Origin of the sequence: Sphingobium sp. Cam5-1, from assembly GCF_015693305.1 — a bacterium.
In the GTDB taxonomy this organism is placed as follows: Bacteria; Pseudomonadota; Alphaproteobacteria; order Sphingomonadales; family Sphingomonadaceae; genus Sphingobium.
Window position 1 is genome coordinate 2,603,662 of record NZ_CP065138.1, and the last position, 16,441, is coordinate 2,620,102.

The 16,441-nt window shown below is 63.1% G+C and carries 21 protein-coding genes; 17 read left to right on the forward strand and 4 right to left on the reverse strand.

What is annotated here, in order from left to right; all coding sequences use genetic code 11:
- Positions 1 to 102: 102 nt before the first annotated feature.
- The 6 genes from pspA to IZV00_RS12965 all read left to right on the forward strand — a co-directional run bounded on the left by pspA (position 103) and on the right by IZV00_RS12965 (position 2,729).
- Positions 103 to 771 (forward strand): phage shock protein PspA, encoded by a 669-nt coding sequence (gene pspA, locus IZV00_RS12940; protein ID WP_196225012.1) that lies wholly within the window; start codon positions 103 to 105, stop codon positions 769 to 771.
- Positions 772 to 788: 17 nt separating this feature from the next.
- On the forward strand, positions 789 to 1,070 hold the full coding sequence (pspB, locus tag IZV00_RS12945; RefSeq protein ID WP_196225013.1) for an envelope stress response membrane protein PspB: 282 nt from the start codon (positions 789 to 791) through the stop codon (positions 1,068 to 1,070).
- A 1-nt stretch (position 1,071) separates the two neighbouring features.
- Positions 1,072 to 1,452, forward strand: a complete 381-nt coding sequence (gene pspC / locus IZV00_RS12950; RefSeq protein WP_196225014.1) for an envelope stress response membrane protein PspC — start codon at positions 1,072 to 1,074, stop codon at positions 1,450 to 1,452.
- A gap of 21 nt (positions 1,453 to 1,473) precedes the next feature.
- Complete coding sequence (locus tag IZV00_RS12955; RefSeq protein ID WP_196226658.1) at positions 1,474 to 1,704, forward strand: hypothetical protein; 231 nt, start codon at positions 1,474 to 1,476, stop codon at positions 1,702 to 1,704.
- A 40-nt stretch (positions 1,705 to 1,744) separates the two neighbouring features.
- Entirely contained in the window at positions 1,745 to 2,167 is a 423-nt protein-coding gene (locus tag IZV00_RS12960) for a SufE family protein (protein WP_196225015.1), read from the forward strand.
- A gap of 67 nt (positions 2,168 to 2,234) precedes the next feature.
- Entirely contained in the window at positions 2,235 to 2,729 is a 495-nt protein-coding gene (locus tag IZV00_RS12965; RefSeq protein ID WP_196225016.1) for a hypothetical protein, read from the forward strand.
- Between the two features lie 108 nt (positions 2,730 to 2,837).
- Here IZV00_RS12965 and ggt read toward each other — a convergent pair whose 3' ends face one another.
- Positions 2,838 to 4,538, reverse strand: a complete 1,701-nt coding sequence (ggt, locus tag IZV00_RS12970) for a gamma-glutamyltransferase (RefSeq protein ID WP_196225017.1) — start codon at positions 4,536 to 4,538, stop codon at positions 2,838 to 2,840.
- A gap of 58 nt (positions 4,539 to 4,596) precedes the next feature.
- Complete coding sequence (locus IZV00_RS12975; protein ID WP_196225018.1) at positions 4,597 to 5,667, reverse strand: quinone-dependent dihydroorotate dehydrogenase; 1,071 nt, start codon at positions 5,665 to 5,667, stop codon at positions 4,597 to 4,599.
- 374 nt (positions 5,668 to 6,041) lie between these two features.
- On the opposite strand from IZV00_RS12975, the gene IZV00_RS12980 reads away from it, so the two are divergent.
- From IZV00_RS12980 to IZV00_RS13030, 11 genes are all read left to right on the forward strand, one after another.
- Positions 6,042 to 6,953 (forward strand): helix-turn-helix domain-containing protein, encoded by a 912-nt coding sequence (locus IZV00_RS12980; protein ID WP_196225019.1) that lies wholly within the window; start codon positions 6,042 to 6,044, stop codon positions 6,951 to 6,953.
- Between the two features lie 113 nt (positions 6,954 to 7,066).
- Positions 7,067 to 7,510 (forward strand): RrF2 family transcriptional regulator, encoded by a 444-nt coding sequence (locus IZV00_RS12985; protein ID WP_196225020.1) that lies wholly within the window; start codon positions 7,067 to 7,069, stop codon positions 7,508 to 7,510.
- Positions 7,507 to 8,991, forward strand: coding sequence for a Fe-S cluster assembly protein SufB (sufB, locus tag IZV00_RS12990; RefSeq protein ID WP_196225021.1), 1,485 nt, complete (start codon positions 7,507 to 7,509; stop codon positions 8,989 to 8,991). The genes IZV00_RS12985 and sufB overlap by 4 nt, the downstream gene beginning before the upstream one ends.
- A gap of 135 nt (positions 8,992 to 9,126) precedes the next feature.
- Positions 9,127 to 9,582 carry a hypothetical protein gene (locus IZV00_RS12995; protein ID WP_196225022.1) on the forward strand — a complete coding sequence of 152 codons (456 nt, stop codon included), beginning with the start codon at positions 9,127 to 9,129 and terminating at the stop codon, positions 9,580 to 9,582.
- A 3-nt stretch (positions 9,583 to 9,585) separates the two neighbouring features.
- Positions 9,586 to 10,332 (forward strand): Fe-S cluster assembly ATPase SufC, encoded by a 747-nt coding sequence (gene sufC / locus IZV00_RS13000; protein WP_196225023.1) that lies wholly within the window; start codon positions 9,586 to 9,588, stop codon positions 10,330 to 10,332.
- A 160-nt stretch (positions 10,333 to 10,492) separates the two neighbouring features.
- A complete protein-coding gene (locus IZV00_RS13005; protein WP_196225024.1) occupies positions 10,493 to 11,245 on the forward strand; it encodes a SufD family Fe-S cluster assembly protein in 753 nt (250 codons plus the stop codon).
- Positions 11,242 to 12,459, forward strand: a complete 1,218-nt coding sequence (locus IZV00_RS13010; RefSeq protein ID WP_196225025.1) for a cysteine desulfurase — start codon at positions 11,242 to 11,244, stop codon at positions 12,457 to 12,459. Before IZV00_RS13005 ends, IZV00_RS13010 begins: the two co-directional genes overlap by 4 nt.
- Positions 12,456 to 12,908, forward strand: coding sequence for an SUF system Fe-S cluster assembly protein (locus IZV00_RS13015; RefSeq protein ID WP_196225026.1), 453 nt, complete (start codon positions 12,456 to 12,458; stop codon positions 12,906 to 12,908). Before IZV00_RS13010 ends, IZV00_RS13015 begins: the two co-directional genes overlap by 4 nt.
- Before the next feature lie 42 nt (positions 12,909 to 12,950).
- A complete protein-coding gene (locus tag IZV00_RS13020; RefSeq protein ID WP_196225027.1) occupies positions 12,951 to 13,313 on the forward strand; it encodes a HesB/IscA family protein in 363 nt (120 codons plus the stop codon).
- A 93-nt stretch (positions 13,314 to 13,406) separates the two neighbouring features.
- Positions 13,407 to 14,213: an SDR family NAD(P)-dependent oxidoreductase gene (locus IZV00_RS13025; RefSeq protein WP_196226659.1), complete on the forward strand. Its 807-nt coding sequence runs from the start codon at positions 13,407 to 13,409 to the stop codon at positions 14,211 to 14,213.
- 82 nt (positions 14,214 to 14,295) lie between these two features.
- Positions 14,296 to 14,451, forward strand: coding sequence for a hypothetical protein (locus IZV00_RS13030; protein ID WP_196225028.1), 156 nt, complete (start codon positions 14,296 to 14,298; stop codon positions 14,449 to 14,451).
- Here IZV00_RS13030 and IZV00_RS13035 read toward each other — a convergent pair.
- Together IZV00_RS13035 and IZV00_RS13040 are read right to left on the reverse strand one after the other, a co-directional pair.
- Entirely contained in the window at positions 14,448 to 15,350 is a 903-nt protein-coding gene (locus IZV00_RS13035) for a DMT family transporter (protein ID WP_196225029.1), read from the reverse strand. The genes IZV00_RS13030 and IZV00_RS13035 overlap by 4 nt on opposite strands.
- Positions 15,347 to 16,360: a threonine aldolase family protein gene (locus IZV00_RS13040; RefSeq protein WP_196225030.1), complete on the reverse strand. Its 1,014-nt coding sequence runs from the start codon at positions 16,358 to 16,360 to the stop codon at positions 15,347 to 15,349. Before IZV00_RS13040 ends, IZV00_RS13035 begins: the two co-directional genes overlap by 4 nt.
- Between the last annotated feature and the right edge of the window lie 81 nt (positions 16,361 to 16,441).

Consider the following 16,441-nt stretch of genomic DNA (forward strand, 5'->3'; position numbering starts at 1 on the left):
GGAACCAGCGGGGATAACCCCAGAAAATCCGGCTTTTCACGAATTGGCACGGCTCCTGCAAAGCAGGCGGGCAAAGCCGCTGAACGAAGGATTGCAGTTCCGATGAGTATTTTTTCTCGTACACGCGACATCATCGCCGCCAATGTCACCGATCTCCTCGACCGGGCCGAGGACCCGGCGAAGATGATCCGCATGATCATCCTGGAGATGGAGGAGACGCTGGTCGAGGTGCGCGCTTCGGCGGCACGGACGATCGCCGACCAGAAGGAGATGCGCCGCCATATCACCAAGCTTCAGGCCCTGCAGGACAGCTGGACCGAAAAGGCGCAGCTGGCGCTCAGTAAGGATCGCGAGGACCTGGCCAAGGCTGCGCTCGTCGAAAAGCAGAAGGCCGCGGACATGGCCGAGCAGCTTGGGGGAGAGATCGATTCGCTGGACGAGGCGCTGACAGCGTCCGAGGAAGACATCGCCAAGCTGCAAGCCAAGCTGCGCGAGGCGCGGACGCGGCAGAACAGTTTGGTGACGCGGATGGAAAGCGCGCACAACCGGCTGCGCATGCGTGAAGCCTATGCCGGGGAGAAGGTGAACGAGGCTTTTGCCCGTTTCGACATGCTGGAACGGCGCGCTGATTTGGCCGAGGGGCGGGCCGATGCCCTGAATCTTGGCCAGGGGCAGAAGACGCTGGAGGAAGAGATCGCCGAATTGCAGTCCGCCGACAAGGTCGACGCCGAACTCGCCGCGCTCAAAGCCAGCATGAACCGGCCAGCCTGAACAGGGGAGATTGACGGATGGAGGACGTGTTTCTGCCGATCATGATCTGCGGCATGCTGTTCATCGGCATGCCGTGGCTGATCCTGCATTATACGACCAAGTGGAAGCAGGCGCCCAAGATCACCGACGAGGATGAGCGGCTGCTGGATGAGCTGCACCTGCTCGCCCGACGGCTGGAGGATCGGTTGCAGACGGTCGAGCGGATCGTCGCCGCTGACAATCCCGATTTCCGTCCGGCGCGCCCTGCGCCAGACGATGCTTATGACCTTGATCGCCAGGATATTGGCAGGAGGAACTGACATGGCCGCGCGCCGCACCAAATTCTACCTCGACAAGCAGAATGGCAAATGGATGGGCGTATGCGCAGGCATTGCCGACTATACCGGCATCGACGTGACATGGGTCCGCGTCGGCGCGGTGCTGGTGACGCTGATGGGGGCCTTCCCCTGGTCGCTGATCGCCTATTTCGCCGTCGCCTATTTCGGCGAGAACAAGCCGCTTGGCCTCTACGCCGACCGGGATGACGAGAAATTCTGGCAGGGCGTGCGAACCAATCCGGCGCGCTCGGCGCGCGACGTCCGGTCGAAGTTTCGCGACATCGACCGGCGGCTGGCGGACATCGAAACCTTCTACACCAGCCGCAACACGAGGCTGGCGGATGAGATCGAAAGCTTGCGCTGATCAGGGCGCGTGGAGGGCCAGATGCAGGACATGGCGATCACCCTGACCGTCGCGTCGAGTGGCTTGCTGGCGCTGCTGATCATCGCAGTGGCGGCGCTGCGCGGATGGAATGGCTGGCTGGCCCTCAAGCATGCGGAGCTTGTCCGGTCCTGTGATAATGTGCCCGCCGCGGGAATCGGGCGGATCGCGATGGCGGACCTCAAGGAACGTGTCCGCAAGCTGGAAGCGATTGCGGCGGGCGTTGATCCCTGAATTGGCAAAAGCGGCTTTCGTGGTCCGCTTTTCTCCTTATATGCGGGCTATGACCGATGTGCCCGCCCTTGCCGATCTTCAGGAAGAATATGAGTTTCTGGACGCCGATGACCGTTACCGGCTGCTGATCGACCTTGGGCGCTCTTTGGAGGCGATGCCCGACGCGCTCAAGACCGACGCCACGTTGGTGCGGGGCTGTTCGGCGGCGGTCTGGGTCTATCCGACGGTGCGCGACGATGGGCGGCTGCATTTCCTGGCGGACAGCAATGCTGCGATCACCAAGGGGATTATCGCGCTGGTCCTGCTGACGGTGCAGGATCAGGCGCCCGCCGAGATTGGCGCTGTGGACATTGAAGGCGCGCTGGCGCCGTTCGATCTCAAGAATCAGCTCAGCTCCAACCGGACACAGGGCATCCCCAACATGATCGCGCTCATTCGGCAGACTGCAGAGCGCTACAGCTAGGCGGGAAACCTGCGGGTGCCCGGGCGTTCTCCTTGCGTGATCGAAACGGACGTTGAGGAGATGCGCGATGCGGAGCCTATTGGCGCTGGCGGCGATCAGCCTGCTGGCGGGCTGCTCTGGCAGCGAAAAGGAAGGGCCGACCCAGCGCGAGCAGATCGGCCAGACGTGGAAATATGAGGGTGGCGAGGGCGGCAAGCCCAAGGTCGCCTATATCGGCAGCGCGAACAGCGTGCAGACCATGACGGCCGAAGACACATTTTCGGTGCTGCTGGTGCAGCCGATGCCGGAAGGCGGTACGGACGTGACCGTGAAGCTGGTCGGCGCGCCTTTCAGCTGCGACCTGTCTGATTGCCGCGTCACGGCGGTGACCGATGATGGCAAGAGCCATGACTGGCGCGGGCGGATGACGGAAAACAAGGACGGGATAGAGGTGCTGCCCGCTGCCAAGGCCGATGAGGCGATCAAGGGGACGAAGGTGTTGAAGGTTAATCTGGTGGTGGGGCCGAAGGACAAGACCTTTCCGTTCGAATTTAAGGTCGCGGGGCTGGATTTGAAAAAATGAGGTTGGGTTAGGCATTCTCGTCATCCCAGCGAAAGCTGGGATCTCGTGCGGGTGCGCGCAGAGGCCTGAGATCCCAGCTTTCGCTGGGATGACGGAAGCCGGATAGGGTTATTCCTGAAGCGAAACGCCAGGACTTCTGGGGTCAGCCGCGCCCCGCCAGTGCCCGTCGGCGGTGCGCTCCGCCGCATTCGCTTTCAAACCCAGCGGCGCGATCGTGACCTTGTGGCCCCAGACTTCGAGCGGCGTCTTCATTCTTTCGAGGGCCGTCCCCTGCTCCAGCACAAGGCCGTTGGCGTCGAAAAATTCCAGGCCCAGCGCTATGGAATCCTGCGCGGACAGGCCCCAGTCGAAATGGGCGATCAGCGCCTTCGCCACCTGCATGATAATCGTCCGCCCGCCCGCCGCGCCAATGGTGAAGACCGGCGTTCCCTTAGCGTCATAGACAATGGTGGGGGACATGGAGGATAGCGGCCGCTTGCCGGGTTCCACACGGTTGGCGACAGGCGCACCGTTCTTTTCTGGCGTGAAGCTGAAATCGGTCAGTTCATTGTTGAGTATGACGCCATCGGCGATCAACTGACTGCCGAAGAAGCTTTCGATGGTCGATGTCCATGCCGCGATATCGCCATCCCGGTCGATCGCCACGAAATGGCTGGTGCCGCTTTCCGGCTGCGGCAGGGCCGTAGTCCGTGCCTCGGCACCCGGCGGGCTGCCCGGACGATAGTCTTTGAGCGTGCGGCCCAGCGCGATGAGTGCCGACCGTTTCTTCAGATAGGCCGGGTCGATCAGTCCCGCGATCGGCACGGACACGAACTCGGGATCACCCAGCCATGTGTCGCGATCGGCATAGGCAAGGCGCATGGCTTCGCCGATGACGTGCCAGGAACGGGCATCATCCTTCCCCCATTGGGCCAGTGGGAAGCGTTCGACCATGCCCAGGATTTGCAGGACGGTGATCCCGCCTGACGAAACCGGACCCATGCCGCAGATGCTGTAGCCGCGATACGGGCCGCAGACCGGCTTGCGCGCCTTCACCCGATAGGAGGCGATATCGGCCTCCGTCATCGGCACGGGATTTTTGGGCGCGTTGGTGACTGTGCTGGCGATCGCCCGTGCGGTCTCGCCCTTGTAAAAGGCGTCTGGCCCTTCCGCCGCAATCCGCCGGAACAGGGCAGCGAGCGGAGGGTTTTTAAGGGTCGTGCCGATGGGCGCGGGCGCGCCGTCTATCCAGAAGAACTTCTGTATCTCGGGAAAGTCGGCCCATATGGGGGCGACCGCCTTCATCGCGGTGTCGAGCCGCTGGCGGACCTCAAAGCCATCCTCAGCCAATCGGATCGCAGGCGCAAATAGTGCCGCCCACGGCATCTTCCCCCATTTGCGATGCGCTTCCCAGGCGAGCCGAAGGTTGCCGGGCACGCCCACTGAATAGCCGCCGGGCCAGGCCGATCGAAAGGCGAGGGGCTGGCCGTCCGCACCGATGAAACGATCGGGCCGTGCCGCCGCCGGGGCGGTTTCGCGCCCGTCGATCGACTCCAGCACCCCCGTTTCGCCATCATGATGCATCAGGAAGCCGCCGCCGCCGATGCCGCTATTATGCGGTTCGACGACGTTGAGGGTCAGCATCATGGCGATGGCGGCGTCGGTCGCGCTGCCGCCCTGGCGAAGCATCTCCTGCCCCGCCGCCGCCGCGCGCGGATCGGCGGCGGAAACCGTGGCATTGAGTGAGACAGGCTCGCGCGCCGCGACAGGAGCGGCAAATAGGAAGGCGAGGGCTATAGGGGCCAACAGGCCAGTGAGGCGAGGCGTCATGCCCCGCACCCTATCGTTCGGCCGGGCCGCCGCAAGTCCCTGAGATCAACCATCGAGATCAGCTGTCGATGCCGATGACCTCGCTGATATGGGTGAAGCCATCCCGTGCCATCAGCTTTTTCAGCCCCGCATTGATGCGCCGGGCGAGATACGGCCCTTCATAGACAAGAGCACTGTACAGCTGGATCAGGCTCGCCCCCGCGCGCAGCCGGGCATAGGCCTGTTCCGCATTGCCGATGCCGCCCACGCCGATCAAGGGTAGGCGCGCGCCCAATATCCGGCGGAAATCGCGCAGCCGCTGAAGCGACAGATCGGTGAGCGGCGCGCCCGACAATCCCCCGCTTTCATTGGCATGGACCGATCGGAGCGGGGGCCGCGAAATGGTGGTGTTGGACACGATCAATGCGTCCACCCCATGATCCAGGCAAGCGGCGGCGATGTCCTCGATATCCTCGGGCTCCAGATCGGGCGCGACCTTGAGGAAGACGGGCGGCAGGTGACCCCCGTCCCGGCCCCCGTTTACGCGGCGCGCGGCCATGACGGCGCCCAGCAACTGGTCCAGCGCTGCCCTGTCCTGCAAGGCGCGCAGGCCCGGCGTGTTGGGGGACGAGATGTTGACCGTCAGATAATCGGCAAGCGGCGCCATGCAGGTCACGCCGGTGACATAATCGGCGATGCGGTCGGTCGCGTCCTTGTTCGCTCCGATATTGATGCCGACGATTGGGGCAGGTCCATCGCCAGCAGGACGGCGGCGCTTGGCAACGCGCTCTGCCGCCGCCGCCAGGCCGCCATTGTTGAAACCCATGCGGTTGATAACCGCGCGATCCTCGACAAGACGGAACAGTCGAGGCTTGGGATTACCCGCCTGCGGCATCGGAGTGAGCGTTCCGAGTTCGGTAAACCCAAAGCCCAATCCATGCATCTTGTGCGCGACGAGTCCTTCCTTGTCGTACCCGGCAGCCAATCCGACAGGATTGGGAAAGCGGATGCCCGCCACCGTCTGTGCCAGCTTGACGTCCGGTACGGGAGCAGGGGAAGCGGGCATCAAGCGGAGAAGCATGACCGAAAGATGATGTGCGCGTTCTGCATCGAGCGCGAAGAAAAGCGGGCGGACAAGGCGATAAGACATGGCGCGCCTATGCCATTGCCGCAGGCCGTCGTCGAGTCGCTGTGGCAATAGCGCAACAGTTGATCGATAACGATAATTTCTGCTGCGAAATCATTCATATTAGTCCCGATTCTAGCCGCGACATGTCCGATTCATCCAATCAACCGAGTCCGATTCGGACTTATGAAAGTGCTGCGACCCGAAGGCTCTTGGCCATTTATTGGCTGACGAGACCTTTTACTGGCCCGGCGCGTAAAACCGCCGGGTCATTTTTTTCGAAGCGTTTCGGAAAAAATGACCCAGGCCTCAGTATCTCTCTTGCGCGGGAACAAAGAAGCTTCATAGTACACCTACGGGGTGATTATGGGGCCGCATCGCGACAGTGCGTCCGGGGGATGCCGGATGGAAGGGAAAAGGTCGGAGACCTGCCGCTTTCCTATATGGTGGAAGCGGCTCAAGGCCCGGTTCGGTTAAGCTATTTCGCGCCGCCCGAACATCTGCGGGCCTATTTCGGGTCGGTTTACCTCTTCACCGAAAGCGCCGAGCACTATCTGGACGTGACGCGTGCCGATGTTCCCCAGTTGCGGTTCATGTTGCGGGGGTCGGGCAGCTATCATTTCCATGACGGAACGGTGGCCCCCACGCCGAAGATATGTCTGTTAGGCCCGACGCTGGGCGCGACACGGTTCGAACTGGATGGACCGTCTTGCGTCGTGGGCGTGTCGCTGCTCCCGGCCGGGTGGGTCAGCCTGGATGGCGGCGATGCCTGTGCGCTTGCCGACGGCGTGCGGGACATGACCCCTGAGAAAAAGGGAGCAATGGCCGCGCTTCATGCCAGCCTGGCAGACCTGCACGACCCGGAAACCATAGCCGCCCATTGCTGGTCGGTTCTGGAACAATGGGTAAAACCCCTGCCGGTTACGACCTGGCAATTGCTGGAGGCAGTGGACACGTGGCTGATGGGGGAAGGATCGCCCCGGATCGAAGCGCTGGTGGAGCGAACGGGATTGTCGCCGCGCCAGCTCGCACGGTTGACCAATCGTTATTATGGCTGCCCGCCCAAGCTGCTGGCGCGAAAATATCGGGCGCTGCGATGCAGTGCGCGCATCGCGCTGGACCAGCATAGCTGGCAGGAATTGTGCGAGGATGGCCGCTTCTACGATCAGTCGCACTTCATCCGCGAGATCAAGCATTTCATCGGCTTGACCCCGCACCAGTTACAGACCGAACCTACGGCCGTGGCACAGCTTACCCTGCTGCGGCGCTCGCTGGGTGGGGACGTGGCGGTGCTGAACCGTTTCAGCTGAGACGAGCAGACTCATAGAAATGGCTTGATTCCACGCGCCCGCGCGACCACATGCGCAATCGGATTGATTCGATCCGATTTGAGAATGGTTCGCAACCGGGGCGCTTGGCCAGAATGAGGCTTTCTAGTTTCGCAGATTATGCCGTGGTGCTGATGTCGGCCGCTGCGCGTCATTGCGGAGCAGGAGCTGGGCTTGACCCTGCGACCAACAAACATGTGAAGATGAATGCCACGACGCTTGCCAGCGAAACCGGCATCCCGCTGCCCACCGCGCAAAAGCTGGTGAGCCGTCTGTCGGCTGCGGGACTGCTCGAATCGAGTCGCGGAACGGGCGGCGGCGTGCGGCTCGCGCGCCCTGCGGCGGCAATCACCTTGGTGGATGTCGTGGAAGCGGTGGAAGGTCCGATCGCCATGACCGCCTGCGCCGAACAGGGCGCCCATGATTGCACGCTGGAACATGGCTGCCGCGTGCGCCCGCACATGAATGTCGCGAACAATGCGATACGATCGGCCTTGGCCGGGGTGACGATCGCCAGTTTGACCCGAGAAATGGCATGACTGAAGAAGCTACGACCATCCGCAACCTTGAAGCACATGAGGCCGCCGAGCGCGCCTCTGCCTACGAGCATGGCTGGTCATCCGCCATCGAGCAGGATTTCGCGCCCAAGGGGCTTAACGAAGATACCGTCCGCTTCATTTCCGCCAAGAAGAAGGAGCCGGAATGGCTGCTGGAATGGCGGCTGAAGGCCTTTGCCATGTGGCAGAAGATGGAATCCCCGGACTGGGCCAAGCTCAACATCCCGCCGATCGACTATCAGGACGCCTATTATTACGCCGAGCCCAAGAAGAAGGCGGAGCTGGACTCGCTGGATCAGGTCGATCCGGAGATCCTCGCCACCTATGAAAAGCTGGGCATCCCCATCGCCGAGCAGGAGATGTTGGCTGGGGTAAAGGGTAGCCGCAAGGTCGCGGTCGACGCCGTGTTCGACTCCGTGTCCGTCGCCACCACCTTCCGCAAGGAACTGGAGGAAGCGGGCGTCATCTTCCGCTCGATCAGCGAAGCGGTGCGCGAATATCCCGACCTCGTGAAGAAGTGGCTGGGGAAGGTCGTGCCGATGCACGACAATTATTTCGCCACCCTCAACTGCGCGGTCTTTTCCGACGGCACCTTCGTCTACATCCCCAAGGGTGTGCGCTGCCCGATGGAACTTTCCACCTATTTCCGCATCAATGCGGAGAATACCGGCCAGTTCGAACGCACCCTGATCGTCGCGGACGAGGGCAGCTATGTCAGCTATCTCGAAGGCTGCACCGCGCCGATGCGCGATGAGAATCAGCTGCACGCCGCCGTGGTCGAACTGGTCGCGCTGGACGATGCGGAGATCAAATATTCGACGGTGCAGAACTGGTATCCGGGCGACGAGCAGGGCAGGGGCGGCATCTATAATTTCGTGACCAAGCGGGCGCTGTGCCAGGGGCGCAATTCGAAGGTCAGCTGGACGCAGGTCGAAACCGGCAGCGCCATCACCTGGAAATATCCCAGCTGCGTGCTGAACGGCGAGAATAGCGTCGGCGAGTTCTACTCGGTGGCGCTAACCAACAATCTGCAACAGGCCGACACCGGCACCAAGATGATCCACAATGGCAAGGGGTCGCGCTCCACCATTGTGTCGAAGGGCATCAGCGCGGGCCGCTCGAACAACACCTATCGCGGTCTGGTGCGCGTGGCGCCGGGCGCGGAAGGCGTGCGCAACTTCACCCAGTGCGACAGCCTGCTGCTCGGCGACCAGTGCGGCGCGCACACCGTGCCGTACATTGAAGTGCGCAACCCCTCGGCGCAGATTGAGCATGAGGCGACGACCAGCAAGATCAGCGACGACCAGCTATTCTACGCAATGCAGCGCGGGCTGGATCAGGAAAGCGCCGTTTCGTTGATCGTGAACGGCTTTGCCAAGGAAGTGCTGCAACAGCTGCCGATGGAGTTCGCCGTCGAGGCGCAGAAGCTGTTGGGCATTTCGCTGGAGGGTTCGGTCGGTTGACCTTCGCTCCATCCTCTCACGTCATGCCGGACTTGATCCGGCATCCCGCTACTTCATGAGCGGCGTAAGAGGGTAGCGAGACCCCGGATCAAGTCCGGGGTGATGTAGAACTTAAGAATTTTTGAGGACTGAAACTTGAGCGACGAAGACGATATTCAGGATGCCCTCGCCGATTTCGCGGAGGATGTCGGCAACGGCCAGTCATGGACCGCCGCGATCCGCATCCTGACGGAGGATTATGAGCTGGAAGAGGGCGAGCTTGCCGCCCGCGCTGCCAAGGATTTCGGCGACCTCGACGCCTATCAGGCCGAATGCCGTGCCGCGCTGGAGAAGGGCGACACAGCCTTCACCGAGAAGCTGAAGGCCGACAAGGCGTTCCACAAGGCGAAAGCGCCCAACCTCGCCCGCATGGGGCCGGTGACGGAGTTCGTGACCGGGCTGCTGGAGAAGGGTTCGCCCGAGCCTGGCGCCGACTGGTGGCCCTACATGCCGATCAAGCGCCATATCGACACGCTTTTCCCCGCGCCGGGGGACGTTCGCGACATGGCCTTCTGGACCGCGCGGACGCTTCAGCGCGCGCATAAGGGATAACCCATGCTGACGATTGAGAACCTGACCAACGAAATCGACGGCAAGGCGATTCTGAAAGGCCTGTCGCTGTCCATCAAGGCGGGGGAAATCCATGCGATCATGGGGCCGAACGGCGCGGGCAAGTCCACGCTGGCCTACACGCTCGGCGGCCGTCCGAACTATGAAGTGACCGGCGGCACGGCGTCTCTGGACGGTGTGAACTTGTTCAGCATGGACCCGCATGAACGCGCCGCTGCTGGCCTGTTCCTGGGTTTCCAGTACCCGGTCGAAATCCCCGGCGTGTCCAACCTCCAATTCCTGCGCGAAAGCCTCAATTCGCAGCGCCGCGCGCGCGGAGAGAAGGAACTGAACGGCGGCGAGTTCATCAAGTTGGCCAAGGAAAAAGCGGCGCTGCTCGGCCTCGACATGGAGATGCTGAAGCGTCCGGTGAATGTCGGCTTTTCGGGCGGCGAGAAGAAGCGTGCGGAAATGGTGCAGATGGGCATCCTCGATCCCAAGCTGGCGATCCTCGACGAAACCGACTCCGGCCTCGACATCGACGCACTCAAGATTGTCGGCGCAGGCATCAATGCGATCATGCGCAAGCCCGACAAGGCGGTTCTGCTGATCACCCACTATCAGCGCCTGCTCGACTATGTGAAGCCGGACTATGTCCATGTGCTGGCTGGCGGCCGGATCGTGAAATCGGGCGGCCCCGAACTCGCGCTGGAACTGGAGCGCGAAGGCTATGCGGAAGTGGTTGCCGCATGAGCGCCGCAGGCTATCCTTCCTTCTTCTCTCTGCGTAGCTCTGCGCCTCTGCGCGCAAAAATATTATTCGCGCAGAGGCGCAGAGGACGCAGAGTGTCTGTTCCGCACGGTGCCGCAGGTGATCGGGATATTCTCCGCAGAGACGCGGAGGAGTTGCGCCCATGACCGCGCTCGCCTTGCCCACGCGTCGCCAGGAAGAATGGCGCTACAGCGATCTGGAGGCTGCGGCCACCATCTGGCCTACGCCCGCGCCAACGCGGATCGATGTCGCGATTGGACAAACCTCGCGCAACCATCTGTTGCAGGATGCAGGCGAGGGCGCGGCGGCCGTGCATGATTATGTCATCACCATCGCGGACGGCGCGCGCTGCGACTTCCATGTCCTCAACATCGGCGGGAAGCTGGGCCGCGTGACCTTCGCGGTGACGCTGGGCAAGGGGAGCCATTTCGAACTGAACGGCGCGATCATCGGCGGCGGGGATCAGGTGCTGGAGATCATCACCAAAGTCATCCATGCCGAGCCGGACGCGACCAGCGGGCAGACGATCCGCTCGATCCTCGGCCAACGCGCAACGGGCAGCTATCTGGGTTCGATCAACGTCGCGCGCGATGCGCAGCGGACGGATGCCTTCCAATCTGTAAAGGCCATGCTGCTCGACCGCACCGCCACGGCCAATGCCAAGCCGGAACTGGAAATCTACGCCGACGACGTGAAATGCGCGCATGGCGCGACCGTGGGCGAGTTGGACCGCCAGGCGCTGTTCTATATGGCGAGTCGCGGCATGGACCCGGCCACCGCCAAGACGTTGCTGTTGAAAGCCTTCGTCGCCGGCGTGTTCGACGACGTGGCCGATGAGGCGGTCAAGGACAGCCTCGAAGCCGCTGCGCTCGCCAAGCTGGAGACGCTGGTATGACCGACCAGACACAACAACCGAACGGAGTATTGCGGTTGCGGGATGATTTCCCCGGTGTCGGCAGCTGGCATTATCTGGACAGCGCCGCCACCGCGCAGAAGCCCAACGCCGTAATCGACGCCATCGCGCGTGCCTATGGCCCCGACTACGCGACCGTCCACCGCGGCGTCTATGAACGCTCCGCCAACATGACGCTCGCCTATGAAGCCGCCCGGCGCAAGGTGGCTCAGTTCATCGGCGCGGCTTCGGATAGCGAGATCGTTTACGTCCGTGGCGCGACCGAGGGTATCAACCTCGTCGCGCACAGCTGGGCCGGAACGCAACTGAAGGCAGGCGACCGCATCCTGCTCTCCATGCTGGAGCATCACAGCAACATCGTCCCCTGGCAGATCGTCGCCGAACGCGTGGGCGCGCAGATCGACGTCGGGCCGCTCACTGCGGACGGCCAGATCGACCTCGACGCCATGCAGGCGATGATCACGCCCGCGCACAAGATGGTCGCACTGGCCCATGTGTCGAACGTGCTGGGCAGCGTACTTGACGTCCGCCGCGCGGTTGACATCGCGCACAGCGTTGGCGCCAAAATCCTGATCGACGGCTGCCAAGCCGTTCCCCGCCTTGCCGTGGATGTGCAGGCGCTGGATTGTGATTTCTACGTTTTCTCCGCGCACAAGCTCTACGGCCCGACCGGCATCGGCGTGCTGTGGGGCCGCAAGGAGTTGCTCGACGCCATGCCGCCCTATCAGGGTGGCGGGTCGATGATCGACAAGGTGACGTTCGAGAAAACGACCTATGCCCCTGCGCCCACCCGTTTCGAGGCGGGGACGCCGCATATCACTGGCGTCGTCGGCCTGTCCGCCGCCATCGACTATGTGCAGGCGATCGGCCTTGACGCGATCCACGCCCATGAATGCGCACTGGTGGCCAAAGCGCGCGCTGCGTTGGAAAGCCTCAACTCCGTGCGCGTTTTTGGCCCGGAGGACAGCGCAGGCATCCTCTCCTTCGAAGTCGAGGGGGTGCATCCGCACGATGTCGGCACCATATTGGACGAAACGGGTGTTGCGATCCGCGCCGGTCATCATTGCGCGCAGCCGCTGATGCGCCATCTGGGCGTCGAAGCGACGGCGCGGGCTAGCTTCGGCATCTATAGCGACGAAGGCGACGTGGACGCGCTGGTCAAAGGCATTGAGCGAGTGAGGAAGATCTTCGGATGAGCGAAGAGCGGAAGATATTGGTGGAGGAAGTCGAAGCGGTGGATACGCCGCCCAAGGCGCGCGTGGATGATGAGCCTCGCCAGCGCGACTATCTTGACGGCTTCCTCGCACAGAAGCCCGCCCAAACGCCTGTCGGTGAGCCGGGTGGCAGCCTCTATGATGGCGTCATTGATGCGCTGAAGGAAATTTACGACCCGGAAATCCCGGTCAACATCTATGACCTCGGCCTGATCTACGGCGTTGACGTCACCAGCGACGGCCATGTCGTCGTCACGATGACGCTCACCACGCCGCATTGCCCGGTGGCCGAATCCATGCCCGGTGAAGTCGAACTGCGCGTCGGCGCGGTGCCGGGCGTGGGTGATGCGCAGGTCAATCTGGTCTGGGACCCGCCATGGGACCCGCAGAAGATGAGCGACGAGGCCAAACTCGAACTAGGGATGCTCTAACCATCTCCCCTCCCGCAGGCGGGAGGAGAGAAGAGGAACAAGATGACCGAGACGACCACCAAAACCCGCGCTCGCCCTGCCGCCGTCATTTTGACGCCGAACGCGGAAGCGCGCATCGCCGACCTGATGCGCCAGGCGCCCGAGGGAGCGATCGGCGTCAAGCTTTCGACCCCGCGCCGGGGCTGCTCGGGCCTTGCCTATTCGGTCGATTATGTGACCGAGGAAGCCAAGTTCGACGAAAAGATCGAAACGCCCGGCGGCACCTTCTACATTGACGGCGCGTCGGTCCTCTATCTGGTCGGATCGACGATGGACTGGGTCGAGGATGACTTCACCGCCGGTTTCGTTTTCAACAATCCCAATGCCAAAGGCAGCTGCGGCTGTGGCGAAAGCTTCACGGTCTAGTAATCACGCCCGTTCGGTTCGAGCGAAGTCGAGAACCGGACAGGAATGCCCTTAATGTTTCTCGACTCGCTCGAAACGAACGGAGCGTCGCTTATTCCCCACATGCTGATCCTGGGCATGGGCTACACCGCCTCCCGCCTCGCCGCCCGACTGCGCGGCGAGGGATGGGAGGTGACAGGTGTGCGCCGGGTTTCCGATGGCGAGGCAATAGCCTTCGATGATGACGATGCGGTGCACGCCAGCATCGCCAAAGCGACCCACATCCTCTCCTCCGTCCCTCCAGAAGGGGAGGCCGACCCGGTCCTCACCCGCTATGGCGCGGCGATCGCTGCCGCCCCGGCCCTCTGGAGCGGCTATCTGTCTTCGACCGGCGTTTACGGCGATGCTGCCGGAGCCTGGGTGGACGAAGCGAGTCCCATCGGCTCGGGCCGCCGCGCCGTGCGGGTTCAGGCGGACAGCGATTGGCGCGCGCTTCGCGAGGACATGCGTTGTTTCCGGCTGCCCGGCATCTATGGTCCGGGCCGTTCCGCAATAGAGCGTGTACGCGAAGGCAAGGCGCACCGCATCGACCTCCGCGACCAGATTTTCAGCCGCGCCCATGTCGATGACATCGTAAGCGGCATCATCGCCTCCTTCGACGGGCCGCCGGGCACCTATAATCTTTCCGATGATCTGCCCTGCGCGCAGAACCGGCTGATAGAGGCCGCCTGCGCCATGTTGGGCGCACCGCTGCCGCCGCTGCTGACGCTGGAGGAGGCGCAACTGTCCCCCATGGCGCTGTCCTTCTATGCGGAAAACCGGCGCGTCGCGAACGGCCGGGCCAAGCGGTTGCTGGGGTGGGCGCCACGCTACCCCACCTATCGCGAGGGCCTTGCCGCCTGCCTCGCCGCAGCGGAATGACTCAGGCTGCCGCATCGCTTACGCGGCGTTAACCAAAGCGCCCCATGGGTGGTCCCACAGCTTACGCCAAGGACTTCTCGCCATGGAACGGATCGACCGCAACTTCGCCGCGCTCAGCCAGCGCATGAGCCGCCTGGCGATGCCGGAAGCCGCGCACCCCGAGCCGCAATCGCTCGCCAGCCTGATCGACCGGGTGAACGCGGCGAAGCGCGGTTACGAGCCTGGCTTTCGCCGTTAAGTCACCTTCGCCCGCAACGCGATCACCATGCCAGCCACCGCCAGCACCGCGCCCGCGGCACTCAATGTTGACCAGCGATAATCCTCGAACAGCGTGGAAATCAGCATGGCGATGACGGGAATAAGTACGCTGCTATAAGCGGCTCGCCCCGGCCCGACCCGCTGGATCAGCTGGAAATAGAGCGGGAAGGTCACAACCGACCCCGCAATGCCCATCCAAGCTATGCCGAACAGATAGCCCGCGCGCCACTCGATCACCGGCGGCCCTACGGTCGCCCAGGCATAGGCCGCATCGACCACGCTGCCGATCAACATCCCCCAGGTGAGCACCGCCGCCATTGGCAAGCGTCGGGCGATTTGCATACCCTGCATGACGTTCGCCGTGGACGCGCTGAGCAATCCCGCGACGCTGAGCGCGATGCCGATCAGTACGGCCTCGGCAGACACCGGCGCCGCGCGATATTCGCGCAGCAGCAGCAACATGATCCCCGCAATCGCGACCAGCGACCCTAGGACGAAGGCGCGGCTGACTGGTTGGCGAAAGGCGATCCAGGCGAGCACGCTGTTGGGGATAAGCAGCAGCGCATAGACCGTCGCGACGACGCCTGAGGTTAAATAATGTTCTGCCCGATAGACGAAGTTGAAGTTGAGCACGAACTGCGCCACGCCCAACGCGCCCGCAAAGGCTATCCCCTCCGGTGGCAACCGCAAGGGCACTCGTCGGATCATCGCGAATAGCGCCATGCCCGCCGCACCCAGCAGGAAGCGGTAGCAGACCGACCAGCTCGGCGGCACCGCGCCCAGCTGATCGCGAATGACGATCCAGGTCGAACTCCAGATCAGCGTGACGAGCAGGAAGGGCAGGATGACGCCGCCCCGCGCCTCGGACGATCCGCTCATCCCAGAGCCTTAAGAGCATCGGCGAGTGGCTGGACCGCCGCAGCATCCTGTGCCCAGTTGGTAACGAGGCGCGCAGCCCCTTCGCCCCAGTCGTAAAAATCGAAGCCTTGCGCGCGCAAGCCTATGGCCTCGGCAGGGGAGAGGCGGATGAACAGCTCATTGGCCTCTACGCCGTGGAGCAGCCGATCCGGCACCGCCCCGGCCAGAGCAGCAGCAGCCGCATTGGCTGCGCGGGCGTTGGTCAGCCACAGCTCATCTTCCAGCATCGCCAGTATCTGCGCGGCAAGGTAGCGGCCTTTGGACAGCAGATGCCCGCCGCGCTTGCGCCATCGTGCCGCTTCGGCGGCACGCGCATCCGCCTGCGGACCGAAGAAGAGCAGCGCTTCACCCACCATGCCGCCATTCTTGACGCAGCCGAATGTCAGCACATCGACACCCGCGCGCCAAGACACATCGCCCGGATGGCAACCCAAGTGCGCCACGGCATTGGCGAAGCGCGCGCCGTCCATGTGCAGGCCAAGATCATGGCTCCGCGCCACATCCCCGATCGCGGCGACCTCTTCCGGCTTGTATACGCGGCCATATTCGCTTGCCTGAGTGATGCTGATCGCCCGGGCGGGGATTTGGTGGACGTCTGGCCGGATCGCCTGCAATCGTTCGGTCAGCGTGTCAGGCGAGAGCTTTGCGCCATCTCCCGGCAAACTCATCAGGCTCGCACCATGGGTGTAGAAGCCTGGCGCGCCACATTCATCGACCATGATGTGCGATTCTTCATGACACAGGATGCCGCCATAGGGCGGGCAGAGGCAGGCAAGCGCGATGCTGTTCGCCGCCGTGCCGGTCGCTACCCACAGCGCCCGAACCGGGGTGCCGAACAGGTCCGAAAAGGCGCCATCCATCCGCGCGCTCCACGCGTCGCCATCATAGCCGTGGTCAGCCAGATCAGCCGCCGCCATCGCAGCCATTACTTGCGGGCAGACGGGGGTCGCATTGTCCGAAAAGAAGTGCATGGTTGAGGGCATAAGCGCGCCGCCGCCCGCCGCCAAGATGCCAGCAGGTGGCGAGCGGCCCTTTCGAAACCGGAACAAATT

Excerpts from the sequence above, each read along its gene's own strand:
- pspA (WP_196225012.1), top strand. The coding sequence starts at position 103 with ATGAGTATTTTTTCTCGTACACGCGACATCATCGCCGCCAATGTCACC.
- pspB (WP_196225013.1), top strand. The coding sequence starts at position 789 with ATGGAGGACGTGTTTCTGCCGATCATGATCTGCGGCATGCTGTTCATC.
- pspC (WP_196225014.1), top strand. The coding sequence starts at position 1,072 with ATGGCCGCGCGCCGCACCAAATTCTACCTCGACAAGCAGAATGGCAAA.
- IZV00_RS12955 (WP_196226658.1), top strand. The coding sequence starts at position 1,474 with ATGCAGGACATGGCGATCACCCTGACCGTCGCGTCGAGTGGCTTGCTG.
- IZV00_RS12960 (WP_196225015.1), top strand. The coding sequence starts at position 1,745 with ATGCGGGCTATGACCGATGTGCCCGCCCTTGCCGATCTTCAGGAAGAA.
- IZV00_RS12965 (WP_196225016.1), top strand. The coding sequence starts at position 2,235 with ATGCGGAGCCTATTGGCGCTGGCGGCGATCAGCCTGCTGGCGGGCTGC.
- ggt (WP_196225017.1), bottom strand. The coding sequence starts at position 4,538 with ATGACGCCTCGCCTCACTGGCCTGTTGGCCCCTATAGCCCTCGCCTTC.
- IZV00_RS12975 (WP_196225018.1), bottom strand. The coding sequence starts at position 5,667 with ATGTCTTATCGCCTTGTCCGCCCGCTTTTCTTCGCGCTCGATGCAGAA.
- IZV00_RS12980 (WP_196225019.1), top strand. The coding sequence starts at position 6,042 with ATGCCGGATGGAAGGGAAAAGGTCGGAGACCTGCCGCTTTCCTATATG.
- IZV00_RS12985 (WP_196225020.1), top strand. The coding sequence starts at position 7,067 with ATGAGGCTTTCTAGTTTCGCAGATTATGCCGTGGTGCTGATGTCGGCC.
- sufB (WP_196225021.1), top strand. The coding sequence starts at position 7,507 with ATGACTGAAGAAGCTACGACCATCCGCAACCTTGAAGCACATGAGGCC.
- sufC (WP_196225023.1), top strand. The coding sequence starts at position 9,586 with ATGCTGACGATTGAGAACCTGACCAACGAAATCGACGGCAAGGCGATT.
- IZV00_RS13005 (WP_196225024.1), top strand. The coding sequence starts at position 10,493 with ATGACCGCGCTCGCCTTGCCCACGCGTCGCCAGGAAGAATGGCGCTAC.
- IZV00_RS13010 (WP_196225025.1), top strand. The coding sequence starts at position 11,242 with ATGACCGACCAGACACAACAACCGAACGGAGTATTGCGGTTGCGGGAT.
- IZV00_RS13015 (WP_196225026.1), top strand. The coding sequence starts at position 12,456 with ATGAGCGAAGAGCGGAAGATATTGGTGGAGGAAGTCGAAGCGGTGGAT.
- IZV00_RS13020 (WP_196225027.1), top strand. The coding sequence starts at position 12,951 with ATGACCGAGACGACCACCAAAACCCGCGCTCGCCCTGCCGCCGTCATT.
- IZV00_RS13030 (WP_196225028.1), top strand. The coding sequence starts at position 14,296 with ATGGAACGGATCGACCGCAACTTCGCCGCGCTCAGCCAGCGCATGAGC.
- IZV00_RS13035 (WP_196225029.1), bottom strand. The coding sequence starts at position 15,350 with ATGAGCGGATCGTCCGAGGCGCGGGGCGGCGTCATCCTGCCCTTCCTG.
- IZV00_RS13040 (WP_196225030.1), bottom strand. The coding sequence starts at position 16,360 with ATGCACTTCTTTTCGGACAATGCGACCCCCGTCTGCCCGCAAGTAATG.